Genomic DNA, 12728 nt, shown 5'->3' with positions numbered 1-12728 from the left:
GCGGTCCGTGGCCGGTCGTCGAAGCAGGTTCACGATTGCGGGAAGCTGTAGTGGTAGCCCTGTTCGTCGAACCAGGTCAGCAGCTTTTCGAGGGCCTGGAAGGACTGTTCGCGGTCGCCGCCGCCGTCGTGCATCAACACGGTGGGTCCCTTGCTCAGTTGCTGTTGGACGCGGGTGACGATGGTGTCGACTCCCGGGCGCTGGTAGTCGCTCGGATCGACGTTCCAACCGAGGGGACGCATGCCGTGGTCGGCGGCGACCCGGCGGCTTTCCGGGGTGAACGCGCCACCGGGCGCGCGGTAGTACCAGATCCGTCGGCCTCCCGACGCCTGGTCGATCATGTCCTTGGCGTCGAGGATCTCTCGTGCCTGGTAGTCGACGGGTTTCTTGTCCATGCCGGTGTCGTGACGCACCGAGTGGTTGCACAGGCGGTGGCCGGCGTCGACGATCCTGCCCAGCAGTTCGGGGTTGGCCTTGGCCGCGGGCCCCAGGACGCAGAACACGGCCTTGGCGTGGTGCTTCTCGAGCAGATCCAGGAAGCGGGGCGTCCACACGGCATCCGGGCCGTCGTCGAGGGTGAGGTTGACCGACTTGCCGCTGTCCTCCGCGTGCCGCGATATCGACGGATCGACCTTGCCGCCCTCCTTGGGGCGCGGGGCGATCGGCGGTTCGACACCGGCGGCGCCCGGCGCCGGGCGGGCCGCCTGGTGGGTGCTGCCGACGGGCCGGTTCGCCGGTGCGTCGGAGGCGCCGGCGCAACCCGCGAGGGCCGTCGCGGTCACGATGAGGGCCATTGCCGTGCCCGCGCCCCTCGCCATGCCGCCGCGACGTATTCCACCAATCATCATAGATATTCCTGTCTCGATATCCCGGGTCTTCGTTCGACTGCCCGCCGAGCCAAACACGTTCGGGTATCGAAACCGGAGGCTGTCATCGTCTCGTCACATATCGCGCACAGATCCGTCATCCCGGGCCCATACGGTGGTCAAGGAGGCCCTGAGCTGTGCGAGCAGGCGCCAACACGCCCGCCGACCGGCTCGGGACGGGATCGCCACCGCGAAATTCGTCGTAAAGTCGAACGGCACCGCAGACCGCCGTTCCTGCCGTACCGCAACGCCTTCGGACGGCCCGGACACAATCCCCCATAATCCGCCGTGACGACTCAGCAGGGAATTGTCACCACCATGCCACGCGTATTGCTTATCGAAGACGATCCCGCAGTCCGAAGAGGCGTCGGTATCGCACTGCGACGGCGCGGCCACGAGGTCGCCGTCGCGCCCACCGGGGAGGCCGGGCTCGCCACCCTGGAGGACTTCCGCCCCGATCTCGTCCTGCTGGATCTGATGTTGCCGGGCATCAACGGCCTGGAGGTGTGCCGCCGGATCCGCGAGCGACACCAACTCCCGATCATCATCCTCACCGCCCGCGGCGACGACATCGACATCGTGGTCGGCCTGGAGGCGGGCGCGGACGACTACGTCGTCAAGCCGGCCGGCGGCGAGGTCCTGGGCGCCCGGATCAAGGCCGCCCTGCGCCGCGCCGTTCCCGCCGACACCGAGGACGGCGCCGCCGAGGACTCGGCGCCGGCCCGGCTCGACCGGTACGGCGAGTTGACCATCGACCGGGCCGCGCTGATCGTGTCCAAGAACGGAACCGAGCTCGCGCTCGCACCCTCCGAACTCAAACTGCTGCTGTACCTGTCCGCCTCCGCCGGGCGCGTCTACAGCCGCGACATCCTCCTCGAACGCGTCTGGGAACACAGCTTCGCCGGGGATGCCCGACTGGTGGACGCGTGCGTGCTGCGGCTGCGCGGGAAGGTCGAGGACGACCCTCGCCGCCCCCGCTACGTACAGACGGTCCGCGGCTTCGGATACCGATTCGGACCGCTGTGACCGAGCCCGGTGTGCGTGCCACGACCCGGTCGCCGGAACCGCTCGGACGCCGGCTGTCGTTGCGCGGGCTGCGCCCTCGGCTGATCGTCGCCTTCCTCCTGGTCGCCGCGTTCAGCGCCCTGACCACCTCCGCGCTGACGTTCGACCGGGCCCGCGACGCGATCCTGGACCGCACCCAAAACGCCGCGACCGACGAACTGCGCGCCCAACTCGACTCGCGCGCGCCCGACCTGCCGTATCCGCCCAGCACCGAGAACCTGCTGGAGTTGACCGTCCTGCTCGACCGCGCGGGCACCCCGCGCGACTGGCGCACGCACGTCTCGTACCAGGACGGCCCACTCATCCCCGCCCAGCCGCCCGGCACCCCCGGCGCGGTCACCGCGGCACTGCGATCCGCGGTGTTGCGGCAGAACGGCGCGGTGGCCCAACGCGTGGCGGGGGCCGACGGCCCGCGGCTGGTCGTCGGGATGCCGATCCTGCACGCGGGGCGGGACGACACCCCCACCCGGATCGTGGTGTACGCCGAAATGTCCCTGCGCGGCGAACAGGCCGACATCCGCGCCCTGGTCACCGCGGCCCGCTACGGCGCGATCCCCGCCGTCGGACTCGCCCTCGTCCCGGCGCTCATCGCCGCAGCGCACGTCCTTCGTCCGGTGCGCCGGCTGCGCGCGGGCGCCCACCGCATCACCGAGGGCGAGCTCGACACCCGCATCCCCGTCCGCGGCACCGGCGAACTCGCGGACCTGACCGCGACGTTCAACACCATGGCCGACACCATCGAACGCGACGCCGCCGAACGGCGCCGCCTGGAGGCCGGCGCCCGCAGGTTCGCGGCCGACGTCTCCCACGAACTGCGCACCCCGCTCGCGGCGATGGTCGCCGTGACCGAGGTCCTCGACGAGGACACCGACCATCTGGACCCCGACATCTCCGAAGCGCTTCGGCTGGTGGCCGAGGAGACCCGCAAACTCGCCCGCATGGTCGAGGACCTGATGGAGATCTCCCGCTTCGACGCCGGGGCCGCGATCCTGCACACCGACGAGGTCGACGTCGCCACCGCGGTACGCCGGACCCTGCGGGCCCGCGGCTGGACCGACCGGGTGGAGACCGAACTCCCCGACGGTATCCGCGTCGTCCTCGACCCACGGCGCTTCGACGTCGCCCTCGCCAACCTGGTCGGCAACGCACTGCGCCACGGCGGCAGCCCCGTGCGCGTCGTCCTGCGCCGCGCCGACGACCTGGTCGCCATCGACGTCGTCGACCGTGGTCCCGGACTGGATCCGGCCGTGCTCCCGCACATCTTCGACCGCTTCTACAAAGCCGACTCGGCCCGGACCCGATCCGAGGGCAGCGGCCTGGGACTTGCCATCGCCCGCGAGAACATCCACCTGCACGGCGGCACCCTACGAGCGGCCGACGCCGCCGAGGGCACCGTGTTCACCATCGAACTCCCACTCGTGCCGCCGGCCGCCGTGCCGGACCCCCGACACCTCGACGACATCGGCGCACACGAAACCGATCACGACGGCGAGCCCGCGTCGTCGGGCGAGGTCGGACACCGACGTACGGAGGACCAGTGAAGCTCGCCACCGCCGTGATCGCCGTCGCGGCCTCCCTTGTCGCCGGATGCGGCATCTCCACCACGAAGCCACACGGAGTCGGCCCCCCGGCCAGCGGCGTTCCCCAGGTCGGCACCGTGCCCGACCGGGCTCGTCTGTTCTTCGTGTCTTCCTACGGTGTCCAAGCGGTGTCCCGACCCACCGACACGTCCCTCGACCCCGGCCAAGCGGTCGCACTGCTCCTGAAGGGACCGACCGACACCGAACGGCGGCAGGGCTTCTCGACCGCCCTGGCGGACGTGGCCGGCCGGGTCGGCGTCGACACCGGGGACGGCAGGGTCACGTTCACGCTGCCCCTCGACGCGGGCCAAGTGCCCGTGGAGGGGATCCACCAACTCACCTGCACCGCGGCCAACGCCCGCGTTCCGGGCGGTCGACCCGTCGCCGACGTCGACATCGACTTCCGCGAACTCGGCAAGCCGGGCGTGTGGGGCCCTTTGCACTGCAACGTCGCCGGCTACTACGCCCTACCCGAAGGGGCCCGCTCCCCGGGGAGCTTTTCCGGCTGAGACTCTCGGACCAAGGGTCTGAGATCCCCATCGGGTGGCGGCTCCTGCACGGCAGGCGTCCCGCCCGGCGGACGGCTCCGCGGCGCCGGCCAGGTATCCGCCGATCCGCTCGATCCCGGCGAGCGCACCGGCTCCCAGTTGTGGAAGCCGCCGATCAGTCCGGTGAGGGCGGGCGGAACGCCCTCGTCGTCGAGCTTGTCGAACCTGGCTGTCATCGCCCCTTCGCACCGCGCCGCGCCGCCACCATCGACACCGGACCTCGATTTCCGGGGCCGAGACCGTCATCGCTCGGGCGGGACGATGGGATTGGGGGTGGGCCAGTTGGTCCACTCGGATGTGCGCTCGCCGTACGGGAGGTGTTCGCGGGCCTTTCGCCACATCCCGTTGACCACGTAGAAGGGGGCCTGAGCGCCGTACTTGTGACCGTAGGCCGCGATGACGAGCAGAATGTGGTTGCGGACGCCGACGTCGCGGGCCGCTTCGCGGCCGGCCTTGAGGCCCTCGTACCAGGCTTCGCGTTGAAGCTGCCATTCGCTTTCGGTCCCCCAGTCGAACGGCCAGTCCTGATCGGGTAGTTCGAGGGCTTCGTAGATGAGGCCGTAGCACTTGCCTTTGGTGAAGGCGATGTTCTCGCCGGTGCCCAGCGCCACCAGGATGTCCCAGGCGATTCCGAAGATCGAGATGACGCTGCCGGCGGCGCCGACGATCCCGAGGGCCTTGAAGATCTGCGACTCGTGCAGCACGTTGGCGATTTCACCGAGGATGTGGACGGCCTCGGCCAAGTCGCCGATGACGTGCGTGCCGAGCAGGAACTCGCCGATGTAATGCTCGAGTTCGTAGGGACTCATCCCGCCGATCTCTGATGCGTCGGGCGGCTCCGGCAGCGGCTCCGCGGGGGGTGCCGGTTCCGGCCGGTCGATCCCGGTGACGTGGTCGAACGCCTCGGCCTCACGCGATTTGCGCTTCGGCTTCCGAGGCGGGTCCGCCGTGATGACGATCTCCGGCAGTCGGATCGGCCCTTTCTTCGCCGGCGCGCTACTCGGCGCACCCGGCGCCGGCGCCGACTCCCCTCCGGTCGGGGCGCCGGAATCACCCACGCCGCGGTCGTCGAGGCTGCGTCCGTGATTGATCGCCGCCCCGGCGGTCGAGATGTTCCTGCCCGCGCCGGCTCCGGGGACCGCGCCGGGGGCGCCGGCTCCGGCTGCCGCCGCCGCGGCGGCGATGCGCGCGAGTTCGATCTCCTTCTGCGCCGCGATCTTCATGGCCTCCCCCGCCCGTGCACCCGCCTCCGCCGCACCGCGTCCCGCCGTTTCCAGGCCGGCGCCGGCGAGTGCGCCGGTCGCCGCGAGGCCGCTCATGTCGCGGAACATGTTGGCGCCGGCAAGCGCGGTCAACGCCGCCTGTACGCCGGCCGGGTCGGGCAGCGGAGTCGGGTTGACGATGTTGACCAGCGGCTGGCTCAAGGTGCCTGGCGTGAGTTCCTCGGTCTCCGCGCGGGACTGCAGTTGGGTGGCGGCGATTTCGGGCGCCGACAGAGGGGTGGGAGAGTCCTGCCAGTTCCAGAAGCGGGTGATGTCGAGCTTCTCCGCGCAGTTGTAGCGACCGAGCACCGCCTCGGCGAACACTCCGCCGCTCGGCAGCGGGACGAGTTCCTGGGTCGCCTGGCGCAGGTCCACGCCGTGGTCGCGCAACCACCGCCCCCATGTCGTCGGTTCACCCTCGGAGTCGGTGGCCTCGTCGTGCATGCGGAAGACGAGGTAGTTGCCCGCGACCGTGACGGGCAGCGGGTCGACGAGCTCCCCGACGGGTCGGCCCTCGAATTCGTACGGTGACAACAGCAGGGCCAGCGAGGCCGAGTCCAGCGCCTGGAAGACCGCCTGGCTGTAGTGCAGCCGGTTGGCCTCGAGGTGTGCCAGGACCTCCGCACCGGCCCGCTGTCCCGAGAACGTCACCACGGTCTGCGCGACACCGGCAGCGGCGGTCAGGTGGACGGGCACATCCAGCGGGAAGTGACGCCCATAGGACACCAAGGAGAGCCGCAACGCCGCGGTCCCCGGGGAATCGATGGACGTGGCCACCGAGATCGCGGCGAGGTCCAGCAAGGCCTCCGGTTGCCGCAGAAACACCCCCTGCGTCGTGAGAGGCCCCAACGGTACGGCGGAGCCGTTGCGCCGCTCCACCGTCATGTGGACGGTCGTCGCGCCCTGCAGGGACAGTCCGACCAACTCGACGTCGTCGGAGAGATGCACCGCGTCGTCCAGCGGGCGTACCACCGCCTTGTGCGTCACGTCGCCCGCGTACTCCAACTGGGCCTGCTGCCACCCGGTCGCGCCCGCCGCCGCGGCTCCGGACGCCCCCGCGACCGTTCCGACCGCAACCGTCTCACCAGGGGCCGGTGCCATCGCGACCGGTCTTGTGGCCGGGGCACGCGACTTTGCGGGTTCGCTGGAGTCCCCCGTCCTGCCCGGCCGGTCGTCGTCCGGGGCCGGGGCCGGAGTCGGAGTCGGAGTCGGAGTCGGAGTCGGAGTCGACGGCAGGTTGTGCGACCCGCCGGGTACGAATACGGGACGGGCCGGCAGCACGGGATACCCGGGATGCATCACGATGATGTCCCCGGGCACGGTGGTCGGCTCTACCGCGACGACGCCGTACTCGGTGGTCAGCAGCTTGTGTGCCCGCTCGTCCAGAGCCGCTGCGGCAAGTACCGCGCGGAACTTCGCGACGACGTCCTGGTTCGTGAAGTCGACCAGCTTCATCGGCACGAACAGGCAGCGTTCGGCCTTGGTCAGCTGCACCGCGACCCGGTAGATCTGGATGACCTCGTAGTACTGCACGGACAACGCGTGCATGTGGTTGTAGTTCGCCACCACACGGGTGCTCACCGCTTCGTGCTCCGACTGCGAGACCTCCCGGACGATGGAGGCCCGCCTGTTGCGCACGGCGTTCGCGCTCTGCTGCGTGCTGTCCATGACGTTCTGCGCCATGGACGCCTCGAGTTCGCGTACGCCGGACGAGGCCGAGAAACCCGTCGCGTCCGTCGTCGTCCTGGCCCGCGACCCGGACGCGCCGATCGTGAGCGGGCCCAGGCCGAGCCCGCCCGAGCCCCCGAACTGCTTGGCGACGCTTTCGCTGTGGCTGCGCGAAAAGCCCGACTGCGCCTCACGCGCGACCGCGTTCTGCACCTCGCTCATGGCCCTGCTGTGCTCCATGCTGTTCAGCAGGGACTCCGTCTCGGAAATGGCCTCGGTCGCGGACGCCTTGGTGCGCCGGGACCAGTCCAGCATCGCGATCCGGGTGCTCTCCCCGGGCGCGAGCGCGATGCTGTGCAGCAGTTGCCCGAGGGCGACGCCCTGCGCGAACCACGATTGCGCGTACGTCAGCAACGCGCCGACACCCGGCCGGGTGAAGCCGAAGTCGGAGTCGGCCACCGGCGCGATGTCGATCGGCCCGGCGGTCCCCAGCGGCGTGAGCGACGCGGGGTCCTCGCCGAGTTCGTCGAGGACGAGCGTCCGGTAGAACACGCGTTCCGTGGGGTACTCGCCGGAACCCGGCACCAGGTCGGAGGGGGACTCGTCGAGCTCGGGACCGCCGACCGCCTCGGGGAAGAAGGCCTGCCGCAGGATCTCCTTCGCGGCGATATAGGGCGGCCACAACGCGAGATCGCGGATGGTGACGACGTCGAGGGCCGAACCGAGCCGTTCGGCGTTCCCGTTGGTGCTCGCCAGGAGCGCGATGGGCTGGAAGGGCAACTGATCGACCGGAACCGTCGCCGCCGCGGTGGTGAGGGTGTCTCCCGGCACCGCGCCGAACCGTGCGGCGGTACTGCCCGGGTCGGTCCCCGCGGCGAGCACTGCGCCGGCGTCCGCGAAGGTCCGCGAGCCGGAGAGATCGAACACGGTGGCGATGCCGAACTCGGCGAGCACCTCGGAGGCTGCCGCACTCACTCCGAGGAGGGCGCCTGGCGGTTCGTCGAGTACCGCGTGGACGTCGCGGCCGGCGAATTCACTTCTGATCAGGTCGGTGATGCGCTTGGCCATGTGTGTTCACCCCGATTCAGGCCGACGTGCGGGCCGGTGCACCGGTCGTCACTCCGCCGGGCGTACGGCGCGGTCCAGGACGCGGCCGACCCGGTCCAGCGCGGCGTCCCCCACCGACACCCTGCCGGCCACCCCGTCGCCGGAAGGCGTCGCGGAACGCGCCGGGCCGCCACCCTCCAGTGACTGCAAGGCGGCTCGCCAGGTGTAGCACTTGGTGATCAGTTCGCTGAGCTTGGTGTCGTTGTCGCCGCTCTTGAAGGTGACGATCGCCGCCAACGCCTCGGCACCGCGCAACGCGACGCGCTGACGATTGCTGATCCGCTCGCGCGAGATCACGGCCTCCTTGCCGTAGTCGCCCCCACGCAGCTGCGTCGACACCGCTTCGACCAGTTTGTCGGCGTTCGCGTCCTCGGCATACGGCCAGTCGGGGTCCGGGGCCTTGTCGATGCCGAAGACCGCGGCCACACCTGCGTCCCGGAGCACGTCGTGCGCGACCCCGGCGAGGTTGCCCAGGCTTTGCGCGCTGAACTGGACCGACGCGCCGTGCAAGCCCGACAAGTACTTGCCGAACGGCCGGTGGGCACTGCGCACCCGCTCCCGCAGCATCTTGACGCCTTCGTTGAACACACGCTCCGCGAACGCCGCGGAGGCGTCGAGGAGGGCGTCGCGCAGGCGGAAGAAGTCGCCGTCGCCGGCCCAGGGTTCGCCGGCTCCCGGGATCCCGTCGACCGAGCCGAACAGTGACCGGTGGACCGTATCCCGCTGCACCTTCGACAGGTAATCCGGGTCGGACCCCAGGCGCGTGCGCAACCCCGCGATGTCCTCGGCCAGCGTCGGTGTCCGGCCCGACGTGCCAATTCTGACGTACAGGTGTGGCCGTTCGAAGAAGTCGTGCGACACCCGGGTGGCGAGATCGAACAGGCAGTCGAGCTGCTGGTAGAAGTACAGTGCCGCGATCTCGTTCGGATCCTTGACGGTGCTACGAAATGAGGCGGCGTCCTCGATGTCGCTCATATGACAGCTCCCTGACCAAGTCGCGTGACGCCTCCCCATGCCCGGCCACCCCTGGACTATTCCGAAAGTCCAGGCCCTGCACCTGTACGGGCGACCACGCGCCATCGGCGACCGATAGCGTCCTGGAGCGGTCGCCAGTCGCCTGGGCGGCCTCCTGGGCGGTCGCCTGGGGCGGCCGCAACGCAGGGGTCGCCGGCAAGACGGGCGTCGAAGTCTTCGCGGCTGAGCTTGGGCTCGCTCACTCGTGGACCCACCGCCCCCACACCGACGGTCCCGCGGGCACCGTGGGCCCCTCTGAACCGACAAGCCGAGCGGCACGACCGCTCCGGTCGGCAGGCATCCGCACGTGCCGTGTGGATCACGGTCGGGCCAGGAGCGCCGGGGGCGGCGTTGATCTCGGCAATGGCGGGCATGGCGGGCATGGCGGGCATGGTGGGCATAGGGACACTACCGGTCCCACAACTCGCGTCCATCTCACGGCACTTGCCGTCACAAGGGGACTACTGTCGGACCGGCCACGGCTGGAGCTTCAGTCCCGGCCTGCCGGGCGATCCGATCGTCGGACATCACGAGGCCCTGGCAGAACACGGCTGTTCGGGGTTCATGGATGGGTGGCAGACCCCTCTGAAACACCGTCAGACTGAAATATTGTCGAACAAAAGCGGCGGCGCGACCGCGAAGAACCCTCGACACTCCCCGAGGTCGGCGGGCGCGAGGGGAACACCCGGGCGCCCGAGGTGTGGAAACGAACCGGGACGGGAAGGCCACGTTTGTCGTCCACCCCCGGACTCGGTCAACACCCCGTCGACCGTTTCGCCGATGATGATCAGCCGACTCAACGCCTCCCCGCCGGCGGCCGGTTGTTGCGCCACCCGCGAGTCCTCCGCGCGATGCCCCCGTGTTCGCGCGGCACTTTTCTGATCCCGAAACCACTGTGGCAGGCCCGCCGCCGCACTGGGGAGCACGATCTTGGCCATGGACGACAGCGAACTGCAAGCGGAGTGGTTCAGCCACCTCACTCGACGGCGAGGAGAGTCGCCATGCGGACCGGCATCGTCATGACAGCAGGGCCGGGTGTGGAACACCTGGCCGCCCGCGCGGAGGAACTCGGCTTCGACAGCTTCTGGGTGTACGACACGCCGATGATCCACGGCGACCCGTTCGTGAGTCTCGCACTCTGCGCCAAGTCCACCCACCGGATCAGGCTCGGTATCGGTGTCACCTCACCCGCGCTGCGTTCCGCGCCCGCCGCGGCGGCGGCCGTCGGCAGCCTCAACGCCCTCGCCCCCGGCCGCATCGTCTGCGGGGTCGGCACCGGCAACACGGCGCGCCGTACGCTCGGCATGCGACCCACGAAGATCGCGGAGCTGGAGTCGTTCACGGCCGCCCTGCAGGATCTCACCGCCGGCCGCGAGTCGGACTACCGCGAGGGGACCCGGTCCAGCAGGGTGCGATTCCTGCACGTCGGGCCGTACGTCGACACCGAGGCTCCGGTGGAGTTCGTCGTGGCCGCGTTCGGCCCGAAGGCTGCCGCGGTCGCCGGCCGGCTCGGCGCGGGAATGATCTCCTACGGGATGCACGACCCCGCGGCCTGGTCCGCCCTCGGCCGGACCCGGCGGGCGGCGGCGCGGGACGCGGGCAGCGCCGAGCAGACCCGTTCGTATCTCATGTCCTCCCTGCATGTCCTCGCCGACGGCGAGGACCGCTACGGCGATCCGGTCAAGGACTCGATGGGGCACATCGCCCTGAGCGCACTGATCCTCGGCGCGGAGAACCCCGCCTTCCGCGCGGCCCTCCCTCCGGAAGAGGCCGCGGCTGTCGACCGTCTGCTCCGGTTGCGCGGCACCACCCCCACCGATCCCAAGCTTCACCAGGTGCTCTACCACAACTACCTGGGTCGCCTGTCCCCCGAGGACCGCGAGCTCATCGTGCCCTCCCTGGTGGACAAATTCGGCCTGGTCGGTACCAGGGACGAGGTCACCGAGCGGATCGACGAGCTGGAGAAGTCGGGAGTCGACGAGTTGGTGATCCAGCCCGTAGTGGACCCGGAGACCGAAATGGCCGAGTTCGCACGGCTGCTGGCCTGACACTCGGCGAAGGACGCCCGTCGGATCGTCCGGCGGGCCACTTGGGCTGTTCGCCGAGGTGGCGGGCAGGCTGCCTGTGCGTGCCCGCCCCTCGACCGTTGGGGAACGATCGTCGACGAATCGGGGAACGAAGCCTTGAAGGGCTTCGTGGCCCCATGTCACCCCACTCGTGCCCCCATGGGCGCCCGACCTCGTGAGCCCTCCCCCGCAGTCGCGATCGGAGCAGCACGCGGAACTCCTGCGCCCGACCACCACGCGGTGGGATGCTCAACACGGGTTGGCAGGCGGCTCCTTCGCGCTCGCCCCCCGCGAGGGCAACCGGGCGTCCGCAACTCGCGCCCGGGCTTCTCGGCGATGGAAGTACCGGCGGGTCGCTACCCAATGCGGCGCCGGGCCTGGAGAACGACGGCCACGACCTCGTCGGACACTTCGTCGCCCACCGCGATCCGAACGTCCGTGACCGTGCCGGGCCCGGGAGCTGTGAGCTCGGTCGAGGCGTAGTCGTTCTCCAGGACCGCCAGCAAGTCACCGTCGCGGACAGTCCGCCCGCGCCCCACCAAGCCCTCCATCACACGCCACGGTCCGCCGAACGGCGCCGCACCCCCCATGGTGAGCTCCCGCGGCCCCAACTCGAGCCAGACCGGCGGCGCCAGCGGTCCGCCGATGCGTCGCTCGATGCGGTCCAGCGCCTCCGAGGCGCGTCTTGCCGTGTGACCATCGTCGGCGCTCAGCCTGCGCAGCAAGGGTCCGACCGCGCGGACGTCCCCCAGTCGCCCGAGTACGTCGAACGCTTCGGACCGCGTCAGTTCGCTCGCGTCGTCCAGGCAGTCGACAACCGCCTCCGTGTGATCGGCGGTGCCGTGCACGGCCAGACCGCACAGGGCCGACCAGCGCGCTCCGCTACCGGGACGCAGGCCGCGTTCGAGAATCGGCACCGCGCGGGGATCCTCGACGCTCTTGAGCATCCGCATGACCGCCGATTCGAGTGTGCGGTCGTGCGCCACCACCTCGAACAGGGTCTCGGGAAATGCGCGGACCAGGAGCCCCTCCAATCGGTCGAGGCGCTCGAACTCCTCCCGGCCGCAGCGTTCCCCCGTCGCCCCCGGGGCGTCCCGGCCCAGGTCGACCCGACCCGCCAGTGCACCGATCAGACGACGCAGGCTCACCGGTCCGGCGGCCACCAACCTGTCGCCGGCCCTGGTGTCGCCGGCCAGGAACGACACGATGAGGTCGTCGATCCCGTCGGGTATCACGTACATCGCACATCCACCGCGCTTTCGGCAGGCAAGGGCACGGCACAGGGCACACGGACCGGCCCCGCCAGTGTCCCGTCAAGCGGCGGCCCGCGGAAGTCGGTTCCGGGGCGGCGTACCGGTACTGGCGACCGAAGCGATGTGCCGGGCGAAGGACTGCCGCTCGTTCGCATGGACACGAGCCGGGGCCGGTGGCGGCAAGCGTCCACCGGCTGTCGGGCAGCAGGAATCCGCCTGCATGAGGTCCTGCTCCGAACGGGGGCAGTCGGACGGACGCATTTCTCCAAGGCGGGGCAATGCGGGACACGCGACGAGCC

Annotated in this window: 9 protein-coding genes; 4 read left to right on the top strand and 5 right to left on the bottom strand. The window is 70.4% G+C overall.

Annotation, left to right across the window (positions count from 1 at the left end; translation table 11 throughout):
• Window positions 1-29: 29 nt before the first annotated feature.
• Window positions 30-794, bottom strand: a complete 765-nt coding sequence (locus ACWCPW_RS17770) for a polysaccharide deacetylase family protein (protein WP_449762489.1) — start codon at window positions 792-794, stop codon at window positions 30-32.
• 390 nt (window positions 795-1184) lie between these two features.
• Here ACWCPW_RS17770 and ACWCPW_RS17765 point away from each other — a divergent pair, with 390 nt between their 5' ends.
• From ACWCPW_RS17765 to ACWCPW_RS17755, 3 genes are read left to right on the top strand one after another with little or no spacing between them, the layout of a single operon-like run.
• Window positions 1185-1892: a response regulator gene (locus ACWCPW_RS17765; protein WP_449762488.1), complete on the top strand. Its 708-nt coding sequence runs from the start codon at window positions 1185-1187 to the stop codon at window positions 1890-1892.
• Window positions 1893-1903: 11 nt separating this feature from the next.
• Entirely contained in the window at window positions 1904-3472 is a 1569-nt protein-coding gene (locus ACWCPW_RS17760; protein ID WP_449762487.1) for a sensor histidine kinase, read from the top strand.
• Window positions 3469-4020, top strand: coding sequence for a hypothetical protein (locus ACWCPW_RS17755; RefSeq protein WP_449762486.1), 552 nt, complete (start codon window positions 3469-3471; stop codon window positions 4018-4020). The genes ACWCPW_RS17760 and ACWCPW_RS17755 overlap by 4 nt, the downstream gene beginning before the upstream one ends.
• Before the next feature lie 281 nt (window positions 4021-4301).
• Here the strand turns inward: ACWCPW_RS17755 and ACWCPW_RS17750 are convergent, their stop codons facing one another.
• From ACWCPW_RS17750 to ACWCPW_RS17740, 3 genes are all read right to left on the bottom strand, one after another.
• A complete protein-coding gene (locus ACWCPW_RS17750) occupies window positions 4302-8057 on the bottom strand; it encodes a hypothetical protein (protein ID WP_449762485.1) in 3756 nt (1251 codons plus the stop codon).
• Between the two features lie 48 nt (window positions 8058-8105).
• Window positions 8106-9071 (bottom strand): hypothetical protein, encoded by a 966-nt coding sequence (locus ACWCPW_RS17745; protein ID WP_449762484.1) that lies wholly within the window; start codon window positions 9069-9071, stop codon window positions 8106-8108.
• Between the two features lie 635 nt (window positions 9072-9706).
• Complete coding sequence (locus tag ACWCPW_RS17740; protein WP_449762483.1) at window positions 9707-10048, bottom strand: hypothetical protein; 342 nt, start codon at window positions 10046-10048, stop codon at window positions 9707-9709.
• A gap of 63 nt (window positions 10049-10111) precedes the next feature.
• On the opposite strand from ACWCPW_RS17740, the gene ACWCPW_RS17735 reads away from it, so the two are divergent.
• Window positions 10112-11158 (top strand): LLM class flavin-dependent oxidoreductase, encoded by a 1047-nt coding sequence (locus tag ACWCPW_RS17735; RefSeq protein ID WP_449762482.1) that lies wholly within the window; start codon window positions 10112-10114, stop codon window positions 11156-11158.
• A gap of 374 nt (window positions 11159-11532) precedes the next feature.
• Here the strand turns inward: ACWCPW_RS17735 and ACWCPW_RS17730 are convergent, their stop codons facing one another.
• Window positions 11533-12417 carry a HEAT repeat domain-containing protein gene (locus ACWCPW_RS17730; protein WP_449762481.1) on the bottom strand — a complete coding sequence of 295 codons (885 nt, stop codon included), beginning with the start codon at window positions 12415-12417 and terminating at the stop codon, window positions 11533-11535.
• Between the last annotated feature and the right edge of the window lie 311 nt (window positions 12418-12728).

The sequence above is a fragment of the Embleya sp. NPDC001921 genome, assembly GCF_053594475.1.
Note: the sequence above shows the minus strand (reverse complement) of the source record. Positions and strands in the feature narration are given on the sequence as shown.